Here is a 21520-nt window from a genome sequence, read left to right as displayed (position 1 = left end):
GCACTGGATAATAAACATGCGCTAGATAATAAAAAAGGTAACCGCAGGGTTACCTTTTTTATCGCCATCATGTGCATTGAAATCATGCGGTATGCATAATCACCACGGCCGATGCGATCACGGCAATACCAGCCCAGCCAATTGGCTTTAATTTTTCTTTGAAGATCAGCCAACTACCAATGGCAGTACCCAGAATACCGATCGCGCCCCATGAAGCATAGGCGACCGCCAAATCCATCCCACGTACCGCTTCGGTCAGCAGAGTAAAGGCACTCATCACCAATACCAGCGACAACACGCCCCAGCGTTTACGCTTAAAGCCACGTGATTTATTCAGCGCCATATTGGCGGCCACATCCAGCAGCGCCGCCGCGAGTACAAATCCGATATGTACCATTATGCGCCCTCCTCTGCCTGCTCTGGATGACTCTCACCGGCATTCACCATCACGATCCCCGTAACGGCCAGCCCCAGACCTACCATCTCTTGCAACGACAGGTCGTAGCCAAAATAAAAGACAGAGACCAGTGTAATCAGGGTGACACCGACACCTTCCCACAGCGCATAGGCAATGCCAATTGGGATGCGCTTAATGGCTTTAGACAGGAAGAAATACGACACCGAAATGCCCAGCCACATTGGGAGATAACTTGCTAATGAACCGTTTTCGATAATTTTGTTGATAGACGATGTTCCCGCCACTTCGGTCATGATGGCCAGTAGTAAAAACATCCACGCGAATAACATGATAGTACCCTTTGATTTCCTTAGCGCCTTACTCTCGTCACTGAGATGTTCCGGCACAGGAATTACTCTACCGGTGCCACCACGCAAATTCCAATCGCTCAGCGTCGATTTTTCCGACGCTAACATTTGACACATTATTTACATTCTCTACTATCAGCGGGAGGCTCCCGGAGACACATATGAAACTCTCGCAGTTAGAAATGTTTGTAGAAGCGGCAAATAGCGGTTCGATCACCGAAGCTGCGCGCCGTCTGAACAAAAGTCGTAGCACCGTCAGTACCGCCATCAGCGCGCTGGAAGATAGCTTGGGCGTCAGTCTTTTTGAACGCGGCTCCAACCTCACCGAGCTCACGGTGATCGGTGAGCAAATTTTGGATGACAGCGAGCGCATCCTGCAGATTGCCTACATCATCGAACAAAAATGCCAGCACTACGCCTCGGGAGCAGAAGCGGTGCTGCGTATTGCCCGTGATGATGCGCTATCGGAAGTCTTTTGGCGGCGTCTGCTGGGGGATCTGAAACACACCTTCTCCGGTACCAGTGTCTCTTTAGTGTTGGCCTCTCCGCCGGAGCTACCGCAATTGGTGGAAGATGGCATTGTGGATGCAGCCTTTGGCCTGTTGACCGAAGAGCAAGAGAGTACCTCGCTCAAAATCGAGGTATTACACCCGCTGCGCACTATGATGGTGGTAGAAAAGCAGCACCCACTGGCACTGCTCAAGCGCGTGCAACACAGCGATCTGGAATCGCATACCCAAATCACCTTGTCGTATGCCGACCATGAATCGGTGAAAACCTTACTGCCAGTCAGTGGCGATCACATTGGTTTATCGTGCTTTGAGATGATGCGTGATGCGGTAATGGATAAGCTCGGCTGGGCGATTTTGCCCATCCCACTGATTAAAACGCAGCTACGCCAAGATCAGTTGCGGGTGCTAAAACACAAATTCAGCATGCAGTGGCGTGACTACGCGGCCTATGCCTCACCGGCCGCGTATCACGGTAAGGTGCTCTCGTGGATCCAGCAAGAGATCCAAAAAGAGCTCGAATCATACGACTGACGAACCGGTTTTCGTTTGGTTACGCCGCCAGAAGAAAAAGTGCAGTAACGCCATGCCACCGTGACCGACCAAATAAGCTTCAATCAAACCGGTCAGTGCTTTATGCACGGATTTCAGATCCGGCGCCCACACGGAGCCAGTGCGCCACAGTAAAAACCATGTAAATCCAGAGCCAGCCACCAGCAAAATCGCGCCTAAGCCTAAGCCTTGAATACAAGGCGCTAAGCCACCGGCGGCGCTTTCGGGCAGTCGACGTTGCCACAAGGTGCGCAAATCTGCTTTCAGCTGAGAAAAATCCCCCCACAAGTAGGGAAAGAAATAGCGCAACCCACGCGAAAACAGACAATGTAGGGTCAGTAACAGCCCCAGCACTAACGCGGTACAGCCCATGCCGATGTGCATCCACACAAACAGCGGAGCGACTACCCCTGCGCTAATCGCGCCTTCGGCGGTAAATTGCATCCCGTTACTGTTGAGGATTTGCAGAATGACCAGCGCCGCCAGTGTCAGGTGTAAAACGCGCAGAAACCGATGCTGGTATTGCCCCAGGTAGCGCCAAAAATCAGAAAGTAGCCGCATGAGAGTTCATCCTTAATCCGGGCAATGCCGGTCTGTATTTCTTGTTTTGAATTGCTCGAAAACACCGTGTCATCTATTCGTGATTATGACCTAATCCGTTCGAATAAGTCGCTAAGAAAAGTTGAGATCCTGACGAGCAAAGATGTTACCTGTTGTCAGCGAGATCAACGCTGAGCGCAAAAGCGCGAACAAATAAATAAGCGCAGACAACAAAACGCCGGAACGCACAAGCGTTCCGGCGTAATCGCGTTGATGAGCGATACAAGGTAGTCAGTCAAACGATGCTGATTACTCTTCCAGCATGCTGCGCAGCATCCACGCCATTTTTTCATGGGCGCTACAACGGTCATCCAGCAAAGAGCCGGTAGCCCCATCGTTCACTTCACCGGTCAGTGGGTAAATCCCACGAATACGTTCGATCACTTGGCCGTGGCCTTTGACCAAGAACTCCAGCATTTCGGCGTTGTTCATGCCGCTACGCGCCTCTGGCAAGGTGCTCATTTTGCTGTACGCACTCAGTGAGCCGGGTGCTTCAAAGCCCAGTTCACGGATACGTTCAGCGATTTCATCCAGCGCATTCCAGATTTCGTTATATTGTTCTTCCAGCATCTGATGCATTGGGCGGAAACGCATGCCTTTCACGTTCCAGTGGAAATAGTGGGTGGTCAGATACAGGCTGAAAGTATCGGCCAGCAGATGGGATAAGCTGTCAGCAATTTTTTCTCGGCTGGCATCGGGCAGTGAAATATCAACTTTCATAACCAATCTCCATGTTCAAATAACTTAACGGTAATGCCGTTCGTTGTTAATAAACATAGACCTGTTACGCATGTTTATCTGTCAGCAAATGCCGCCAATTGCCTCGTTGTGCAAGCAAATATGTCCTGCTATATGCGCGTATTTGCACTATCGATAAAAAAAGTGCGGTTTATAGCGAGACTCGATAAAAACTTAATAAAATCATATCGATTAGCACTGAGTGAAAATCCAAGTCCTCGTGCGACAGCGCGGTTGCGCCAATAAAAAGGCAGCCCGTAGGCTGCCTTAAACCGAAGTGACGATGGCTATACCGTCACGCTATAGAGTCACTCGATACTGGCCACTCGATACAATCACGCAATGCGATCAGGCCAGAACCTGCTGCAGCCACGGCCAACCTTGCTTTTTACGGCTCAGGGTGTTTTGCATCATCAGCACGCCGTTGTCAGCATGCGCATCCAGCTTGGCAGACCATTCGCCTTTGTACAGCAGACGGGTAGTCGCGGTGGTGATGTCAGTCAGCATCAGCGCGGCCAGTGCCAGACCTTCGTTATCACAACGCGCTTGCAGATCCGCATTCAGCGCATCCAGCATGCCGTCCACTTGCTCCAGTGTCGCCAACTCAATCTGACCGACAACTACGTCACGGCCGTTCAGTGGGTAGCCTTTCAGATCTTTTTCTACCAGCTCCGCCGCAGACAGACCTTCGATGTCAGTCTTAGCAATCAGCAGGTCTTTGATGAACAGATCCAGATCAGCGATATCAGCCAGCTTAGCCAGCGCATACACCGCTTCTTTGTCTTTCTCGGTGCAAGTTGGTGATGCAAAGCCCACAGTGTCGCTGATGATGGCAGACATCATCAGGATCGCCAGCGGACGGGTGATCTCGGCCTGCTCCATACGGAACAGATTGAACAGGATGGTGTTGGTGCAGCCTACCGGCCAGATCCACGCTTCCAGCGGCTGCGCCGTGGTCACGTCGCCCAGACGGTGGTGGTCAACGATACCCAGAATTTCTGCCTGCGCCAGATCGTCTGGACCTTGCGCCAGATCGGAGTAATCCACCAGCCACACTTGCTGACCGGCAACACCGGTGCACATCTCTGGCTGCTCAACCCCAGCACGCTCCAGAATAAAGCGGGTTTCGCGGTTGATATCACCCTGACGCACGGCTTTCGCCTGCAGGCCACGGGCTTTCAGCAGTTCAGCAGCTACCAGTGCAGAACAGATACTATCGCTATCAGGGTTTTTATGACCAACTACTTGAATCATCATCTTTCCTTTCAGTACGTCTGGCCTGCACTTAAAAGTCAGGCTCACAGCAAAAGTGCATCGGCTCGCCGGTTTTCGGATGCGTGATCGACAGCTCACGCGCGTGCAGTTGCAAACGCGGCGCCATCGCTAAGGCATCGGGATGCGCGTAGAAGCGATCGCCCAAGATAGGGTGTCCCAACGCCAGCATGTGCACCCGTAACTGGTGCGAGCGTCCGGTTACGGGGGTCAGTTTAACACGGCTCGCGCCATCCGGATCGCGACTGAGCACCTGATACAAGGTCAGCGCCCGCTTACCGGTTTCATGGCAGACTTTCTGTTTCGGCCGGTTTGGCCAGTCACAGATCAGCGGCAGGTCGATTTCGCCAGCATCTTGTGCCAGATGTCCCCACACGCGCGCCACATAGGCTTTTTTCGGCTCGCGCTCACGAAACTGGCGCTTCAGCTCGCGCTCGGCTTGCTTGGTCAACGCCACCACCATCACGCCACTGGTGGCCATATCCAGCCGGTGCACCGATTCGGCCAACGGGAAGTCGGCCTGAATGCGCTGCATGATGCTATCGCGGTGCTCTTCGGCGCGCCCTTGCACCGACAGCAACCCACTCGGCTTATTCACCACCATGATGCTCGTGTCCTGATACAGGATCTGCAACCAGGGATCGGTCGGCGGGTTATAGGCCTCCAGCGGTGGCGCGCCACTTGGAATGGCCCGCTCTTCGGCGGTCGGCTTGCGCACTTTACGCGGCGCCGTATCGGTTGGTTTCACAGGCTCATTCCTCATAATGTGCTCCGCTCGCAGCACTTACTGATGCGTCACTACGACCACGCGCAGGGAATCCAGACGCCAGTTGGCTTCGTCCAGATGCTGCAGAACATGCTTACGACCCAGCTCCAGCATGCTGATTTCATCCTCACGGATGTTCGGGTTGACCGCTTTCAGGGCCAACATCCGATCCAGCTCGGCGGTCATCACGTCGTCCGCCAGCTTACGCGCGGCATCAATTTCCACCCGTGCCAGCTCATTAGCCTTCGGCTCGGCCATGGTCAGCATCGCGTGGATCTCTTTTTGCACCGCGTTCACCAGCTTACTGCCGGTATGACGGTTCACAGGGCTCAGCTGGCGGTTCAATGCTTCAAAACCAATCGATTTTGAGAGATCGTTACCACTGACATCCATCAGCAAACGCACCGGTGTTGGCGGCAGGAAGCGCGTCAGTTGCAGGTGCTTCGGCGCCTGCGCTTCCACCACATACACCAGCTCCAGCAGCAGTGTACCGGCTGGCAAGGCTTTATTTTTCAGCAACGACATCGCGGTCATACCGGTATCACCGGACAGGATCAGGTCAATACCGTTACGCAAAATCGGGTGCTCCCACGTCAGGAACTGCGCATCTTCACGCGACAACGCCACTTCGCGATCGAAGGTCACCGTACAGCCATCAGATGGCAGACCTGGGAAGTCCGGCACCAGCATGTGGCCGGTTGGCTCCAGCACCAAGGTATTCTCGCCGCGATCTTCTTGATGCACGCCTATAATATCGAACAGGTTCAGGGCAAAGCTCACCAGCTTGGTATCGCCATCTTGCTCGGCAATTTCGTTGGCCAATGTCTGCGCTTCCTCGCCACCGTTGGAGTGCATCTCCAGCAGGCGATCGCGGCCGCTTTCCAGCTGCGCTTTGAGTTTATCGTGCATCGCGCGGCTATCGGCCAGCAGCTCATCAAAGCCTTCTTGATTATCCGGCTCCGCCAAATACGGGATCAGGCGCTCGACAAACGCATCGTAAACCGGACGACCGGTCGGGCAGGTATGCTCGAACGCATCCAAACCTTCGTGGAACCAGCGTGACAGCAGAGCCTGCGAGGTGCCTTCCAAGCACGGAACATGGATCTGGATATCCTGACGCTGGCCGATACGGTCCAGACGGCCAATACGCTGCTCCAGCAGATCTGGATTCATTGGCAAATCGAACATCACCAGATTGCTAGCAAACTGGAAGTTACGGCCTTCGGAGCCAATTTCCGAGCACAGCAGTACCTGCGCGCCCTCTTCCACTTGGGCAAAATAAGCCGAAGCCTTGTCGCGCTCGATGATAGACAAGCCTTCGTGGAAGACTGCCGCGCGAATCGCTTCACGCTCACGCAGCGCTTGCTCCAGATGCACGGCCGTTTGCGCCTTGGCACAGATCACCAGCACTTTGGCATCGCGGTTGTTCTTCAAGAAGGTCAGCAACCACTCCACGCGTGGGTCAAAGTTCCACCAAGTGGCATTTTCGCCTTCGAACGCTTGGTAGATTTGCTCTGGGTACAGCATCTGCTGCGCGCGATCATCCACCTTCGACGCGCCCATCAGGCGTGCCACGCGGATCGCGGTTTGGTACTGGCTTGGCAGCGGTAACGTGATCTGGTTTAAGCTGCGCTGTGGGAAGCCTTTCACGCCCTGACGAGTGTTACGGAACAGCACGCGGCCAGTGCCGTGGCGATCCATCAGGTTATTGATCAGAGTTTGCCGCGCCAGCAGGCGCTCGGTTTCATCCACGTCGGCCGCGTTGATCACTTTCAGCAGCGGCTCCACATCCTGCTCACTGAGCAGTTCAGTCAGCAGATTTTGCGCTTCCACGCTCAGCGGCTTACCGGCGGTGATATCGGCGACCGCATCGGCCACCGGCTGGTATTGCTGTTGCTCGGCCACGAACTCTTCGTAATCGTGGAAACGATCAGGATCCAGCAAACGCAAGCGCGCAAAGTGGCTTTCTTGACCCAACTGCTCCGGGGTGGCGGTCAGCAACAGCACGCCCGGGATATTTTCAGTCAGGGTTTCCACCACTTGATATTCGCGGCTTGGTTTATCTTCGCTCCACACCAGATGGTGGGCTTCGTCGACCACCAACAGATCCCATTCTGCTTCCGCCGCTTGTTCACAGCGCTGGCGCTTTTTACGAATGAAATCCAAGGAGCAGATCACCAGCTGTTCGGTCTCGAACGGGTTCTCCGCATCCAAACCTGCTTCGGCGCAGCGCTCTTCGTCAAACAGCGCAAAGCGCAGGTTAAAGCGACGCAGCATCTCCACCAGCCACTGGTGTTGCAAGGTTTCCGGCACGATCACCAGCACGCGCTGAGCACGGCCAGACAGCAGTTGCTGATGAATGATCATGCCCGCTTCAATGGTCTTACCCAACCCCACTTCATCGGCCAGCAATACGCGCGGCGCATAACGGCAACCCACTTCATGGGCGATATACAGCTGGTGCGGGATCAGGCTGGCACGGGCGCCGCGCAGACCGCGCAGCGGCGAGCGGAATTGTTCACGCTGATGGTTCAGCGCGCGATAACGCAGGGCAAAACGATCCATTCGGTCGATTTGACCGGCAAACAGGCGATCCTGAGGTTTGCTGAAGGTCAGCTTGTTATCCAGCATCACTTCGCGCAGGCTGATGCCCTCTTCCTCAGTATCCAGACGGGTACCGACATAAGTCAGGACACCGTGTGCTTCCAGCACTTCATCGACACGCATCTGCCAACCTTCGTGGCTGGTGATGGTATCGCCTTGGTTGAACATGACGCGAGTCACCGGGGCGTCCACTCGTGAATAAACACGGTTTTCACCGGAAACAGGGAACAGAATGGTGATGGTACGGGCTTCAATAGCGACAACCGTACCTAGACCTAACTCACTCTCAGTATCACTGATCCAACGTTGACCAAGTGCAAAAGGCATAGTGCTGACTCAACTCTCTTCTTTGTTTGGCGTGGGTGCGGGAAAGGGCGTTATGGTAATTCAAGGTGTGTTCCTCGTCACGGATTTATCCGTCCCTCATCGCGTTAAATCTCTGTAGTTGTCACAAGCTTGTCATCAAGGATGCGTTTGATTGTAAAAGTGTTGCTACACTCGGATTAAGGCGCAACACCGGTGCCAACCAGGCACAGTTTTTACGCTTACAAGGAGGTCCGTATGGGCTCAGCCGAACGAAAAATCTTCGTCCTCGATACCAACATCCTACTGCATGAACCTCAGTCCATCTTTTCCTTTCAAGAACACAATGTCATCGTGCCGATGACCGTCCTCGAAGAGCTCGACCGCATTAAGGATAGTAAACGCGACGTTTCACGCGAGGCGCGTATCGCTATCCGCATGCTCGAAAGTGTGTTTCTCGATGCCAGTGCCGAAGAGATTGCCGCGGGCGTTCCGCTCAGTAAACACGGGGCGCAAGCGTCCGGCACGCTGGCGATTTTCGCCGACTACCTGTTAGCCGAAGAGGTGCATGCCTTCCCCAGCAAAGAGGGCGATAACCGCATTCTGAACGCGGTGCTGTACTTGCAAAAATTGCATGCCCCTGTGCCCGTGGTGTTGGTCACCAAAGACATCAACATGCGCCTGCGCGCCAAAGGCGCTGGGGTATTGCGGGTCGAAGATTATCGCACCGATCAGCTGATCGACGATGTGCGCTTCCTCACTAAAGGCTTTCGTCATCTCGACGGCGATTTTTGGAAAAAAGTGGAGGTGTGCCAAACCCAGCACGAAGGGCGCGAAACCTACCATGCGGTGGATGCGGCGCTGATCCCCAAAACCCACATCAACGAATACCTGTTTGACGATACCGAAACCTTTGCCGGTCGCGTCAGCGCCATCGGCAGCGATCGCATCACGTTTCGCGATTTAGGACGGGAAAAACTGATGCACCGGCAAGCGTGGGGCGTGCATCCGAAAAATATTTATCAGGCGATGGCGTTACACGCCTTGCTCGACCCGAGCATCGATCTGGTGATCCTCACCGGCCCAGCCGGTAGTGGCAAAACCTTGCTAGCGATGGCGGCGGCGCTGGAGCAAGTGGTCGAGAAAAAGATGTACGACAAGATTATTGTCACTCGCAACACGCCGGATATCGGTGAGTCGATCGGCTATCTGCCGGGCACCGAAGAGGAAAAAATGCTGCCGTGGCTGGCGGCAATCACCGATACCTTGGAAGTGCTGCATAAAAACGACCACAACACCGAAGCGTCGATCAAATACATTCAGGACAAAGCCAACATCCAGTTTAAATCGATTAACTTCATGCGTGGCCGCTCGATTCAAAATGCCTTTGTGCTGCTGGACGAGTGCCAAAACTTAAGTGCCTCTCAGCTGAAAACCATCATTACTCGCTGCGGGGAAGGCACCAAAATTATCTGCTCCGGTAACTTGGCGCAAATCGACAGCCCTTACCTGACGCCGGTCACGTCGGGGCTGACCTATATTGTGGAGCGCTTTAAAAACTTTGAGGGAAGCGTAAACCTGTATCTGAACGGGGTGGTGCGTAGCCGATTAGCCTCATTCGCCGAGGAAAACCTGTAACCGCGCACTGACTTAAGATTCAAAACAAAAGACGTAAAACAAGGGCTGAGACAATAAAGATTGAGACATCGTCATGATTGACGCTCCCTCAGCCCTTCTGCACAATCAGCCTCACTGGCCGGTCAGCTCGCCTTGCGGTTGACCGGCTGAACACTGTGCGTCTTGTACTCAGGTACGCAGACTCCACCAGTATCGCGATTTCGGCTTGCCGCCCCGTTTAAAGAGGTTCCGATGGAGGCATTACTTAACCATCTTCAGCTGTATGCCATGCACTATGCGCTCAGTGCTGCGTTCTTGGCGGCGTTGATTGAATCCATTGCGCTCATCGGTCTGTTGGTGCCGAGCTCGGTCATCATGACCTCGATTGGTCTGCTGATTGGCCACGGCGAAGTGAATTTCTGGCTGGCATGGTTGGCCGCTACGTTGGGCTGCATGGTGGGCGATTGGGGCTCATATCTGGCCGGCCACTATTTCCAAGCGCCACTACGCAATTTTCGTCCGCTGCAGCGCTATCAAAGCACCATTAACAAGATTGAATATGCGCTGCACCAGCACAGTATGCCAACCATTTTCTGGGGCCGGCATATCGGGCCGACACGCCCGATTGTGCCGCTGGCGGCAGGCATGCTGAACCTGCCACCGCGCAGTTTTGCCCTGCCGAATTTTCTGGCCTGCGCAACTTGGCCACCGGTCTATCTGCTGCCGGGGATTTTAGCTGGGGTCGCGCTGGGGATCCCACAAGGACAGAGCGTCGGCCTGTTCCGCGTGCTGCTGCTGTTAAGCGCGGCGGGGATGTTCTTCAGTGTCTGGCTCGGCTGGCGCTGGCTGCGCCATGATCAACGCCCAGCGGACTGGTTTAGCAAGTACCTGACGTTACCGCGCCTGCGCTGGCTGACCATGGTCAGTCTGCTGCTGGCGGTGGTCAGTACGCTGTGGCTGTTGCAACAACCGTTGATGCCGCTGTACGCGGATCACCTGCGCGACGTGCTCAAACTCTGACGCACTGACCTGCTTAGCTCTCTTTAAAAAACGCCCAGCGTCTGCACCGATTGCCGCGCAGGGCGTTTTTTTTATCTTCTCGCGTTTGCGTCTTCTTCCTGCCGTCAGCGCTCTCGCTACTCTCCGCGTCTCTGGCCACATCTCTGGCCACCTTTCTGGCTTGCCGCTATGACTTGGCTATTGCGGCTTGACCGTGACGCCCAGAATACGCGCCTGTGGCGCCGCGCCACTGAGTAAATCGGCGGTCGGCCCGTCATAACAGATGCAACCATCGTCAATCAGCAAGGTACGCGGTGCGATACGGGCGGCATCATCTAAATTGTGCGACACCATCAGTAAGGTCAGATTCAAGCGCGCACACGCCTCTTCCACCAGCGCCAGCATGTCACTGCGCAGCGCCGGATCGAGAGCGGAAAACGGTTCATCCAGCAGCAAAATCGGCGTATCACGCACCAAACAGCGCGCCAAGGCCACTCGCTGACGCTGACCGCCCGACAAGGTATCGGGCCGACGCGTCAGGTAATCGGCAAGCCCCACCGACTCCGCGACCGCCACCAGGCGCGCCTGCTGCTCGGCAGTCAAACGCAAACCAGGATCTAACCCCAACCCGATATTTTGCCCGACGGTCAGGTGCATAAATAAATTGTGCTCCTGAAACAGCATCGACACCGGCCGCTGCGCCACCGGCAAGGTGGTCGCCTCTTGGCCATTGAGCCACAACCGACCACTGTGCAGCGGACAAAATCCGGCAATTAAGTTGAGCAAGGTACTTTTCCCCGCCCCGCTCGGGCCCAAAATGGCCACCCGTTCACCGGCTCGCACCTGCAAGTCAAAGCGCATCGGCTGATTTTGGTAAAGAAAAGTCACATCATCGAGATACAGCATGTTTCTCACGATCCTTAGCGGCAGAGGTGTCAGACGGCGAGCCGGTTAGCGCAGCCGACGACGATGAAGGACGATGCTCAAACAGGCTAAATAAGCCAAAACAGAGCAGCAATAACAAGAGCGCCGTCACGCCACCATCTTGGCTGCGATAAGCGCCAATTTGCTGATACAGATACAGCGGCAAGGTGCGAAAATCTTCGCTGCCAAACAGCGCAATCACACCAAAATCTCCCAGCGACAGCACGCAGGCAAAGGAAAACGCCAACGACAAAGGACGGCGCAGCGCCCGCCACTCGACCCAATAGCAGCGACGCCAGCCGTGCATACCGAGTGACGCGCACAAACGATCGTACTGCGCCGCGCAGTCCAATACCGGCACGCTCAGCGTTTTTAGTACATACGGCAGCGCCATCATGGCGTTACACAGCACCACGATGGCAAACGGGTGAGCACGCAGCGCCGGATAAGGCTGCAGCAGTAAAAATAGCCCCGTGGCGAGCACCAATCCCGGCATCGCCAAAATGAGCATGCCACTAAGCTCCAGATAGCGTGCACTACGCAGCCAGCCATCAAGACGCATCCGGCTGCTACTCCACGCAATCATCAAGCCCAACCCTAACGCCAACGCGCCGGCGCACAGGGCAATACTCAATGAGGTCAACGTGGCTTGCCACAACGCCGGCTGACTGACCACCGACCAAAACGCACGGCTAATTCCGCCCACCACCACCGCCAGTAATGGCGGCACCAGCAGCAAGATCGCCGCCGCGATCAACACGCCATCGGTTAGTCGACTGGCGAGATTGTCCGGCAACCAACGCACGCCGTGGCCACGCCCCGCTGGTGCCGCCAGTGAACCGGCCAGCTTTTGGCTAGCCAGCACTAAGGCCAGACAAACCCCCATTTGCAGCAGTGCCAGCCATGCCGCCATCCCTAAATCGAAGTCATAGGTTAGCGCCTGATAGATAGCCACTTCCAGTGTCGAGGCTTTTGGCCCACCACCGAGGGCTAACACCACGGCAAAACTGGCAAAACAGAGCATAAAGATCAAACTGGCCGCCGGCAGTAACTGACGGCGCACTTGTGGCCATTCCACCCAACGCCAACACTGGCGCTGGTTCATGCCGAGCTGCGCGGCGATCTGGTATTGCTCTTGCGGAATAGACTCTAAACTTTGCAACAGTAACCGCGTGGCCAGCGGCAAGTTGAAAAAGACATGCGCCAGTAAGATGCCCTGCAAGCCATACGGCGAAAAGCGATACGCCAGCCCCAGAGCGCGACACAGCTGCGCCAGCCACCCTTCTTGCCCGTAGACACTGATCAGACCAAACACCGCCACCAACACCGGCAACACCAGCGTCATCGAGCACAAACGCAACAACAGGCGGCGGCCAACAAACTGACGACGCGCCAACGCACGCGCCAAAAACAGTGCCGGTAGTACCGACAACAACGCCGACAGCGCCGCTTGCCAGAAGGTAAAACGTAAGAGGTGCCACACATACGGATCGTGCAACACCTCCAGCCCCGCTTGCTGCGGCGCTTGCCACAGCAAACTCAGCAGCGCCGCCGCCGCCAGTACTAACAGTAATCCACCGGCGACAATCCCTGGCCAGCGACCGCGCGCCATCATCAGCGGCTTACCGCCATCTGCCACTCACGCACCCACGCCTTGCGATTTTGCTCGACTTGTTGCGGAGTAAACTCCAGCGTCTTGACCGGTTTTTCCACCTGCTCAAAGCCTTTTGGTAACGCCACATCCGTCACCGGCAGCATCCAGTTTCCGGTGGCCATCTGATCTTGGAACGCTGGGGTTAGCATAAAGCGTAAGAACTCTTGCGCCAGCTGCGGCTGCTTGCTGGACGCCAACTGACCGGCCACTTCCACTTGCAAATAGTGACCTTCGGCAAAGTTAGCGGCTTTATAGTCTGGATTGTTTTCGCTGATCAGGTGATACATCGGCGAGGTGGTGTAACTCAGCACCATATCTGCCTCTCCTTTAAGAAACAGTCCGTAGGCTTCGCTCCAGCCTTTGGTCACGGTGACGGTCTTCCCCGCCAACTTCTGCCATGCCTCGGCCGCCTGATCGCCATACACCGATTTCATCCACAGCAACAGCCCCAGCCCCGGTGTACTGGTGCGCGGATCTTGATAAATCACCTTGATCGGCTGCTTGCTATCCACCAAGTCATGCAAGCTTTGCGGCGGGGTTTTCAAACGTTTTTGGTTGTACACGAAAGCGAAGTAACCGTAGTCATACGGCAGGAAGTGGGTATTGTTCCAGCCACCCGGTAGGGTGAGCTTGGTTTGCGGTGCAGGAAGCGGGGCGAACAGACCGGTTTTCTCGGCGTCTGCGACCAAATTGTTATCCAGCCCCAACACCACATCGGCCGGACTGTTTTTCCCTTCCATACGCACGCGATTTAAAATCGACACGCCATCATCCAGCGCCACGAATTTCAGCTCACAATCACCGCACTCAGCCTCAAAGGCTTTTTTGATCGCCGGGCCCGGGCCCCAATCAGAGGCAAACGAATCATAGGTATACACGGTGAGCGTGCGCTCAGCTGCTTGCGCCAACGGCAAGCTACTTAACGCGCCCAGCGCCAGCCATGCGCCAACACCAAAACGCGAACGAACACAGCGAGAGAACAACGAAACAGGGGTCACAGACACTTTGCGCTCCTTAACAACCTTGTGGGAGTCGGCAAAGGTTTTTGAGTGCTGTCGGAAGATGGTCGGCTTACCGCATCTTTCACCTTGATGCGCGCCGGCGCCAAACAGCAGATCTCAAATCCCTCCGCCGGTATAAACCGGATCAGGTTCGACGGGTGTTATCTCAGCCTCGCGGCACCCCGTTGAGAACGGCGCTTATTGTACTCGCAATCGCCCCTTCAGTACTAGCCACACACCGAGCACAGGAGTGACAAACGGTGTGATTTGATTTCCAACTGCCAGCCACTGGTTTATGCTGCTATTGTTAACTGGTCGTACCAACAACGTTAATGAGGATGGCAAATTGTCCCTCTCCCCGACTCCGGCCGCACTGTTGTCACGTGCGCCCCTGATAACAAGGATTTTGCATGGATAGCCTGTTAATCACTCGGTCTGACGAAGGCGTGCTGTGTCTGACCTTCAATCGCCCAGAAAAGAAAAATGCCCTGACGCTGGAGATGTACCACTCGCTGGAGCAGGCGCTGCGTGATGCGACGAGCGACAATCGCGTACGCTGTGTGGTGCTGCAAGGTAGCGAGCGCTGCTTTACCGCCGGTAATGATCTGGCGGTCTTTCTCGAAAGTGGCAATCTGGATCACGAACATCCTGCCATTCGGATGCTACACACGCTAGCCGCCTTCTCGAAACCGGTGGTCGCAGCGGTATGTGGTGTGGCCATTGGTATTGGCACTACGTTATTATTGCATTGCGATCTGGTTTACGTCGCTGATGATGCGGTGCTGCAGCTGCCGTTTATCGATTTGGGGTTAGTCCCCGAGTTTGCATCGAGCTTACTGCTACCGCGTACGCTCGGCCATGTGCGCGCCTGTGAGTGGTTGCTGCTGGGCGATACGTTTTCTGGCGCGCAAGCCGCGCACGCTGGGCTCGCGAATCGCAATTTGCCAGCTAATGAGGTGTTGGCCTTTGCCCATTCGCAAGCGGTACGGCTAGCACACAAACCGCCACACGCCTTACGTAACAGCAAAGCCTTGCTGAAAAACGAATTAAAGCAGGCGGTGCCCTTTACCATCGATCTGGAAGCGCGCGCGTTTTCGCAAGCGCTGCACAGCGAAGAGAGTCGCCAACGGGTCAGTGCTAAGCTAAGCGCGATCAGCGCTAAGAAATAAAACGCGAAAGCAGGATAAATATCACCACGAAAAGCTGATATTAGGCTACACAACCACATCTTTCGCTAGTCATTGCATTACTGAGCGGTAAAACCCTCGCCTAACTCACGGCGGTGGTTTTACCGCCCTTATCTAGGGCATCTATTGCGTCATTCTCGGCCTAATTGTCGACGTGATCAACGCCACGCCTTCGCGACTGTACGGGGAAACTTCCCCGCAGATCAACCGGTTAAAAATCGACTTACCACTCAAAATCAGCATTGATTTTACGGATGTAATCGACTCGTTGTTCTATTTAGATAATGCTATCGCATGTTTTGCGCATTGTTTGGTGTTAAGGATACGCGATGCTCCCGCACGGAATGCTTCAGCAATGGATATTAGCCTACGATCAGCCCTCACTGCTGGATTCAGCATTGCCAGAACTGGCACTGGTCCTGAACGCCTCCCACTGCTGGTTATTTGTCGGACTGGAAGAGTCACAGCCACTGGCCAGTTGGCCTCAAGACGCCGATCATCAGGCGTTATTCAGTCATGCCGATTTGTTGCTGAAAAATCACGTCTTAGTGCAAAGCGGGATCTTGCATACCCTGAACAACCAGCCCAATCTGCATATCTGCCGTTTAAGCGGTAACAGCGCACAACCGCGCATTCTGGTATGGCAAACACCAGAGAATCCGAATAGCGATAGCGCGCAAGCGACCGATCTTCCAACGACCGAGCTGTCGACCACCGATCTGTCAACGCAAGTGGCGGTATTGCTGTTTTTTGGTCAGCTACTGCAAAAACACCATGATGACAGCCAAGCGACCAGCGAACGTGGGCGACGCGATCTGCAAGAAGCCATGTTAGCTAATCAGCTCAATGACTTACGTAATCAAGTCAATACCATCCGTGAGCTACAGCAGTTGATGAGCGCCATGATGCTATGCCGCGAACCGGAAGAGCTGTACAAGCTGGCAGTCGAGCAACTGCGCACTATCCTACCCGGCTGTCGCAGCGCCTTGATGCTGTACGATCCGGCTACTGGTCAAGTCCAAGGCACCTTCGGCACCGACAATGAAGGTAACACCGCCGATGAGCGGCATATCATCTACAACTATCACGATCAAACCAGCGAATTTAATCAAGCACTGCGCAGCCAAGATCAAGAATTGGTGATCAAAGACAACGCCCCGCTGTACACCCAGCACACCATCGTCGGCGTGGGGTGGAATGCGATGGTGATCTTGCGCGATGAGAACGGCCCGATCGCGTGGTTTGCGTTGGATAATTTGTTGTCGCAGCGCCCGCTCACCGCCGCCCAGCAAGTGCTACTGATCACCTTCAGCCGCATGGTGTCCTCGGTGCTGGTGCAGATGCTGCGCGAAAAACAACTGCGCTTTTTGCACGAAGGACTGTTGGCGATGGCCGAAGCCGATAATCTGCTGCTGGCCTGTAAAGTAGCAGTCGAGAAGATCAAAGCTCTGGGCGTTGATCGGGCGGCGATCTTGCTGTGGGATCCGGAGCAGCAGATGCTGCGCGGCACGTACGGCTGTGACGAGATTGGCCAACTGCGAAATGAACAGGCGCTGACTATCGATCCGTATGCCGATCCGGTTATCGTGCCGATGCTGACCGAGCAGGATTACTTTAAAGTCCGCCGCGACGCACCGCTGTTTAACGATTTGCACTTAATTGGCATCGGCTGGCACTTGAGCGCCGGCCTGTGGCACTGTGGCCGTTTCTACGGCGCGATTTTTGCCGACAACCTGCTCAGTCGCCGGGTAATGACCAGCCACCAGCAAACTATTTTGCATCTGTTTTCAGCGGTAGTGGCCAGTTTGATGGCCCGTTTTCAAAGCGAGCAACAACTGCGTCAGCTGAACTTATCGCTCGATAATCAGGTGCAAACTCGCACGCAAGAGTTGAACGAAGCCAACCAACGTTTGTTGGAGCTGTCGTACCACGATCCGCTGACAGGGTTATTTAACCGACGTTACTTTGATCAAGTGATCAGTGAATGGATGGCGCAAACGCCGGCTCCGGGCTTAATCCTGATCGATATCGATGCTTTCAAAGCCTTTAATGATATCTATGGCCATCCGGCCGGTGATGAGTGTCTGCGCACCTTTGCCGACGCGCTGAAAGCGGCGGGACGCGGCTGCGTGGTATCACGCATGGGCGGCGAAGAGTTTTCGATCCTGATCCCCGCCGCTCTGTTGCCGCAGCTAGATATCTTAATTGGCGAGTTGATGAACCTGACCGAGCAGATCTCGATTCCACATCGCGGTTCACCGTTTGGGATCCTTACGTTCTCGGCCGGCTATGCCAGTGGAGAAGGCAAAAACAGCACCGAGCTGTATCGCAGCGCCGATCAAGCCCTGTACCAAGCCAAGCAGCGCGGACGTCACTGTCTGGTACAAGCGGGCACTGCGCGCAGCGGACAAGCGAAACTGGCGCATACCCATCGGCCTGCCACCTTAACGGATAGCAACCCGCAGCAAGCGAATCAGCGGCAAAGCGCGGCGCTGACTGACGGGCAAGAAAATGCCCTCCCGCTGGCCAGTGGCACCTAACTGCGCACGCTGAACACAAACATTAATGTACATCGGTTGGTAAACTCCGCCGGAGAGCGAAAGTAGAGACAAAAAAAGCGGCGCTATTGCGCCGCTTTTTTTATTAACTGTGTTAGCGAAAACCGCGCTCGCGACGTAACAAGTCATACGCTGCTTGGATGTCCTGCGCCTTTTGCTTGGCCAACTCCATCATCTCCGGCGGTAAGCCTTTAGCCACCAACTTATCTGGATGATGTTCATTCATCAGTTTGCGATAAGCGCGCTTGATGGTTTGATTATCGGCATCGGCTGGCACTCCCAGCACTTTACACGCATCTTCCACCGTAGGACCCCGTGTTGCCGAACGCGGTGACCAGCCTTCCTGATGCGATTGCTGATGACCGCGAAACTGAGTACTGCCCTCCAACATCGACAGCAACTGCTCGAACTGATGACGCGAAAAACCCAGCTCTTCGGCAATCACATACAGCACTTCACGCTCACTCGGGTGCAAAGAGCCATCGGCAAACGCCGTTTGCAGCTGGATCTCCATAAACATCTGCAGCAAGTCAAAGCGACCAAAACAGGCGCGACGAAAATCGCGTAACGTCTGGCGTAAGGCAAAATCAGCCGACTTACCGGCACGAAACGCCTCTTGCGCGGCGCGACGCGCCTCACCGTGCAGATTCATTCGGTCCATCATGGCATTGGCCATGTGGATATCGGCTTCGGTCACCCGTCCCTTGGATTTGGTCAGATGCCCCATGGTAGAAAAGGTGGCCTGAAAAAACAGAGACTGCCGGGCCTGTTGATTACTGAAATAACCCTGTAAATGGGATTGTGCCGCCAGTCTTTTGTCCACTTGATGGCCGATTAACAGGCCAAAAAACGCACCAATCGGTCCGCCGACCAGTACGCCCAGCACCACGCCCAGAAGTTTGCCCCACAATTGCATTCAAGCCCCTCTTAAACCCGTTATTCAGGCTGCGCAGCATCGCGCCCACGCATTATTTTTTCTGTTATTGCCAGCCAGCTGGTTCCGCTCGAGGCATACATCTGCGGCCGGAATCATACAAACAATCATATAAGTGCCGAGAAAGGCAATTTGCTTTATCATACTCTGCATTAAGCTCAATTGCTTGCGGGCAACGGTGCCCGCTCAGGTTGCAGGACCCACAATCTGGTATGAAAAAATTTTTCCCGACAATTCTGGCTTCCGCCATCAGTGCGATTCTGTTCAGTCCGCACAGTTATGCTGACCTGCGCAGCCAGTGTCTGGCCGGCGTGCCTCATTATACAAAGCCGCTGGTAAATGGCGATCCGAACAATTTACCGGTCACCATCTTATCTGACGATGCGGATGTCGATTATCCGAACCGTGCGCTGTATACCGGTAACGTCAATGTCGAACAAGGTAACCGTCAACTGACCGCGCATGAAGCGCAAGTGACACAAAAGCTGGTCGATGGTAAACCGGTCAAACGTGAAATGACCGCCAGTGGTAATGTGCACTATTTTGACCCCACCATTACCCTCAAAGGTCCGCGTGCCTGGTCCGATCTGGATAGCAAAGATACCGATGTGGATGACGCCAATTACCAGTTGGTGGGCAAGCAAGGGCGCGGTACCGCACGTCAATTACAGCTGCGTGACAATAACCGTTACAGCATCATGAAAAGTGGCGTATTTACCACCTGTCTGCCGGATGATGACAGTTGGAGTATTGCCGCTACCACCATGGTGCAAGACCGCGATGAAGAAGTGGCGGAGCTGTGGAACGCGCGTTTTCGCGTCGCTGGCGTCCCGGTCTTCTACACGCCGTACCTGCAAATTCCGATTGGCAATAAGCGCCGCTCCGGTTTTCTGGTGCCGTCATTTGGCTCATCGACCAAATCCGGCTTCCAAGTGGAGCTTCCTTACTACTGGAATATCGCGCCTAACTACGACGCCACGATCACGCCGCGTTACATGACTAAACGTGGCACCGAGTGGATGACTGAGTTTCGCTACCTGACCACACCAGGTACTGGCACGCTGGCCTTTAACTATCTGCCCGATGACCCGCTGTATAACAATGAAGCGCGTTACCTGACCTACTGGAATCACAGTGGCGTCATGAATCAGGTATGGCGTTTTAACGTCGATTACACCAAGGTCAGTGACCCGCAGTACTTTAATGACTTAAGCTCACCGTACGGTAACACCACCGACGGCTATGTCACGCAAAAAGCCAGTGTTGGTTATGCCGACCCGAACTGGATGGTGAACCTGTCTGCCACCCAGTTCCAGTTGTTTAATACCCAAGTCGCCAGCGCCTATCGTACCGCGCCGCAGCTGGATATTAACTATTACAACAACGATCTGATCAACGAGCAGCTCAACACGCATCTGTATGGTCAGGTCGCGCGGTTCGATAACGATAATCCGGCGATGCCAACCGCTACGCGGGTGCATTTTGAACCGACCGTGAGTTATCCCATCGCCAACCGCTGGGGGAGTCTGGAAGTGAGTGCCAAAGCTTATGCCACGCACTACCAGCAGGATATTCCAGTGCAATACCGCAACCAGATGGAAGAGTCGGTATCGCGCTTTATTCCACAAGGCAAAATTGACGGCAAAATGGTGTTTGAACGCGATACCAAGTGGCTGGATGCCTATACCCAGACCTTGGAGCCGCGCATTCAATACCTGTATCGCCCGTACCGAGACCAAACTGGGATTGGTGCGCCGAACAGCCTAGGCTATGACTCCACCGCGCTGCAGATGGATTACTTAGGCATGTTCCGCGATCGCCGTTACAGCGGTCTGGATCGCATCGCCTCCGCCAATCAGGTGACCACCGGTCTGACGACGCGCTTCTTTGATTCATCCTTGAATGAACGCTTTAACTTTGCGGTCGGGCAAATTTTCTATTTTGAAACCCCGCAAGTAGCACCGATTAACGATGATGAAAAACAGCGAACTTCTGCCTGGGCCGCAGAGTCTAACGCCGTGTTCTCGCAAAACTGGAGTGCCAAGGCCGGAATACAGTACGATACCGAACTCAATCAAGCGTCTTTGGGAAATGCCGTATTGGAATACCGCAAAGATGCCGAACGACTGGTACAGCTGAACTATCGCTATGCCAGCCAAGAGTACATCAACGATGCACTGCCGAATAAAAACTACCCGACCGACCTGTCACAGGTTGGGGTCGTGGCAGCATGGCCGGTCACTGACCGCATCGGCGTGGTGGGTCAGTACTATTACGATACCAAACAGCAGCAACCGGCAACCCAACTGCTCGGTTTGCAATACAACACCTGCTGCTGGGCCGTTAACTTAACTTACGAGCGTAAAATCATCGGCTACGACGCCAGCGTTGGTGAAACCGGTGGCGGTATCTACGACAACGGAATCTCCTTTAATGTGGAAATCCGCGGTCTGGGCAATAACTACTCCACCGGCATCGGTAGCATGCTGGGAGACGGTATTTTGCCATATCAACGCCCGTTTAACCTGAATAACTGA

The 21520-nt window shown here is 54.7% G+C and carries 17 protein-coding genes and 1 riboswitch; of the genes, 6 read left to right on the top strand and 11 right to left on the bottom strand.

The annotated features are described in order from the left end of the window. Positions 1-82: 82 nt before the first annotated feature. Positions 83-397, bottom strand: coding sequence for an SMR family transporter (locus tag LQ901_RS00730; protein WP_010864690.1), 315 nt, complete (start codon positions 395-397; stop codon positions 83-85). Further along, positions 397-747 carry an SMR family transporter gene (locus LQ901_RS00725; protein WP_010864691.1) on the bottom strand — a complete coding sequence of 117 codons (351 nt, stop codon included), beginning with the start codon at positions 745-747 and terminating at the stop codon, positions 397-399. The genes LQ901_RS00730 and LQ901_RS00725 overlap by 1 nt, the downstream gene beginning before the upstream one ends. Before the next feature lie 179 nt (positions 748-926). On the opposite strand from LQ901_RS00725, the gene LQ901_RS00720 reads away from it, so the two are divergent. Beyond that, complete coding sequence (locus tag LQ901_RS00720) at positions 927-1808, top strand: LysR family transcriptional regulator (RefSeq protein WP_010864692.1); 882 nt, start codon at positions 927-929, stop codon at positions 1806-1808. Here the strand turns inward: LQ901_RS00720 and LQ901_RS00715 are convergent. The 5 genes from LQ901_RS00715 to rapA form a co-directional block, all read right to left on the bottom strand. After that, the gene (locus LQ901_RS00715; protein WP_112866589.1) at positions 1797-2387 is read right to left on the bottom strand and encodes a cytochrome b/b6 domain-containing protein; all 591 of its coding nucleotides are present in this window, start codon (positions 2385-2387) and stop codon (positions 1797-1799) included. The two genes, LQ901_RS00720 and LQ901_RS00715, sit on opposite strands and share 12 nt — an antisense overlap. A gap of 288 nt (positions 2388-2675) precedes the next feature. Next, positions 2676-3146, bottom strand: coding sequence for a Dps family protein (locus LQ901_RS00710; RefSeq protein ID WP_152137956.1), 471 nt, complete (start codon positions 3144-3146; stop codon positions 2676-2678). A gap of 366 nt (positions 3147-3512) precedes the next feature. Continuing rightward, complete coding sequence (locus LQ901_RS00705; protein WP_207541846.1) at positions 3513-4421, bottom strand: manganese-dependent inorganic pyrophosphatase; 909 nt, start codon at positions 4419-4421, stop codon at positions 3513-3515. A 28-nt stretch (positions 4422-4449) separates the two neighbouring features. Further along, the gene (rluA, locus tag LQ901_RS00700; protein ID WP_071596491.1) at positions 4450-5199 is read right to left on the bottom strand and encodes a bifunctional tRNA pseudouridine(32) synthase/23S rRNA pseudouridine(746) synthase RluA; all 750 of its coding nucleotides are present in this window, start codon (positions 5197-5199) and stop codon (positions 4450-4452) included. A gap of 21 nt (positions 5200-5220) precedes the next feature. Further along, complete coding sequence (gene rapA / locus LQ901_RS00695; RefSeq protein WP_010864697.1) at positions 5221-8133, bottom strand: RNA polymerase-associated protein RapA; 2913 nt, start codon at positions 8131-8133, stop codon at positions 5221-5223. Between the two features lie 234 nt (positions 8134-8367). Here rapA and LQ901_RS00690 point away from each other — a divergent pair, with 234 nt between their 5' ends. Both LQ901_RS00690 and LQ901_RS00685 read left to right on the top strand, forming a co-directional pair. Further along, positions 8368-9747 carry a PhoH family protein gene (locus LQ901_RS00690; RefSeq protein ID WP_106911766.1) on the top strand — a complete coding sequence of 460 codons (1380 nt, stop codon included), beginning with the start codon at positions 8368-8370 and terminating at the stop codon, positions 9745-9747. Between the two features lie 231 nt (positions 9748-9978). Beyond that, positions 9979-10746 (top strand): DedA family protein, encoded by a 768-nt coding sequence (locus LQ901_RS00685; RefSeq protein ID WP_152135747.1) that lies wholly within the window; start codon positions 9979-9981, stop codon positions 10744-10746. A gap of 177 nt (positions 10747-10923) precedes the next feature. Here LQ901_RS00685 and thiQ read toward each other — a convergent pair whose 3' ends face one another. From thiQ to thiB, 3 genes are read right to left on the bottom strand one after another with little or no spacing between them, the layout of a single operon-like run. After that, complete coding sequence (gene thiQ, locus LQ901_RS00680; RefSeq protein WP_152135748.1) at positions 10924-11631, bottom strand: thiamine ABC transporter ATP-binding protein ThiQ; 708 nt, start codon at positions 11629-11631, stop codon at positions 10924-10926. Beyond that, positions 11615-13288, bottom strand: a complete 1674-nt coding sequence (gene thiP / locus LQ901_RS00675) for a thiamine/thiamine pyrophosphate ABC transporter permease (protein WP_064978221.1) — start codon at positions 13286-13288, stop codon at positions 11615-11617. Before thiP ends, thiQ begins: the two co-directional genes overlap by 17 nt. Beyond that, on the bottom strand, positions 13264-14241 hold the full coding sequence (thiB, locus tag LQ901_RS00670) for a thiamine ABC transporter substrate binding subunit (protein WP_064978518.1): 978 nt from the start codon (positions 14239-14241) through the stop codon (positions 13264-13266). Before thiB ends, thiP begins: the two co-directional genes overlap by 25 nt. A gap of 167 nt (positions 14242-14408) precedes the next feature. Then, positions 14409-14499, bottom strand: a riboswitch (TPP riboswitch). A 215-nt stretch (positions 14500-14714) separates the two neighbouring features. On the opposite strand from thiB, the gene LQ901_RS00665 reads away from it, so the two are divergent. Continuing rightward, positions 14715-15473, top strand: a complete 759-nt coding sequence (locus tag LQ901_RS00665; protein ID WP_152135749.1) for an enoyl-CoA hydratase — start codon at positions 14715-14717, stop codon at positions 15471-15473. 347 nt (positions 15474-15820) lie between these two features. Beyond that, positions 15821-18031, top strand: coding sequence for a GGDEF domain-containing protein (locus LQ901_RS00660; RefSeq protein ID WP_233671905.1), 2211 nt, complete (start codon positions 15821-15823; stop codon positions 18029-18031). A 112-nt stretch (positions 18032-18143) separates the two neighbouring features. On the opposite strand, the gene djlA is transcribed toward LQ901_RS00660, so the two are convergent. Then, positions 18144-18965, bottom strand: a complete 822-nt coding sequence (gene djlA / locus LQ901_RS00655; protein ID WP_010864707.1) for a co-chaperone DjlA — start codon at positions 18963-18965, stop codon at positions 18144-18146. Between the two features lie 230 nt (positions 18966-19195). Between djlA and lptD the strand changes: the two genes are divergently transcribed. After that, positions 19196-21520, top strand: coding sequence for an LPS assembly protein LptD (gene lptD / locus LQ901_RS00650; RefSeq protein WP_064978224.1), 2325 nt, complete (start codon positions 19196-19198; stop codon positions 21518-21520).

It is taken from the genome of Plesiomonas sp. PI-19 (genome assembly GCF_021368255.1).
Lineage (GTDB): Bacteria > Pseudomonadota > Gammaproteobacteria > Enterobacterales > CAMTGL01 > Plesiomonas > Plesiomonas shigelloides.
This window is presented reverse-complemented; position numbering and strand designations above follow the sequence as displayed.

What these genes read in the sequence shown, in the direction of transcription:
- LQ901_RS00730 (WP_010864690.1), bottom strand. Translation starts at nt 397, where the DNA reads ATGGTACATATCGGATTTGTACTCGCGGCGGCGCTGCTGGATGTGGCC.
- LQ901_RS00725 (WP_010864691.1), bottom strand. Translation starts at nt 747, where the DNA reads ATGTTATTCGCGTGGATGTTTTTACTACTGGCCATCATGACCGAAGTG.
- LQ901_RS00720 (WP_010864692.1), top strand. Translation starts at nt 927, where the DNA reads ATGAAACTCTCGCAGTTAGAAATGTTTGTAGAAGCGGCAAATAGCGGT.
- LQ901_RS00715 (WP_112866589.1), bottom strand. Translation starts at nt 2,387, where the DNA reads ATGCGGCTACTTTCTGATTTTTGGCGCTACCTGGGGCAATACCAGCAT.
- LQ901_RS00710 (WP_152137956.1), bottom strand. Translation starts at nt 3,146, where the DNA reads ATGAAAGTTGATATTTCACTGCCCGATGCCAGCCGAGAAAAAATTGCT.
- LQ901_RS00705 (WP_207541846.1), bottom strand. Translation starts at nt 4,421, where the DNA reads ATGATGATTCAAGTAGTTGGTCATAAAAACCCTGATAGCGATAGTATC.
- rluA (WP_071596491.1), bottom strand. Translation starts at nt 5,199, where the DNA reads ATGAGGAATGAGCCTGTGAAACCAACCGATACGGCGCCGCGTAAAGTG.
- rapA (WP_010864697.1), bottom strand. Translation starts at nt 8,133, where the DNA reads ATGCCTTTTGCACTTGGTCAACGTTGGATCAGTGATACTGAGAGTGAG.
- LQ901_RS00690 (WP_106911766.1), top strand. Translation starts at nt 8,368, where the DNA reads ATGGGCTCAGCCGAACGAAAAATCTTCGTCCTCGATACCAACATCCTA.
- LQ901_RS00685 (WP_152135747.1), top strand. Translation starts at nt 9,979, where the DNA reads ATGGAGGCATTACTTAACCATCTTCAGCTGTATGCCATGCACTATGCG.
- thiQ (WP_152135748.1), bottom strand. Translation starts at nt 11,631, where the DNA reads ATGCTGTATCTCGATGATGTGACTTTTCTTTACCAAAATCAGCCGATG.
- LQ901_RS00665 (WP_152135749.1), top strand. Translation starts at nt 14,715, where the DNA reads ATGGATAGCCTGTTAATCACTCGGTCTGACGAAGGCGTGCTGTGTCTG.
- LQ901_RS00660 (WP_233671905.1), top strand. Translation starts at nt 15,821, where the DNA reads ATGCTCCCGCACGGAATGCTTCAGCAATGGATATTAGCCTACGATCAG.
- djlA (WP_010864707.1), bottom strand. Translation starts at nt 18,965, where the DNA reads ATGCAATTGTGGGGCAAACTTCTGGGCGTGGTGCTGGGCGTACTGGTC.
- lptD (WP_064978224.1), top strand. Translation starts at nt 19,196, where the DNA reads ATGAAAAAATTTTTCCCGACAATTCTGGCTTCCGCCATCAGTGCGATT.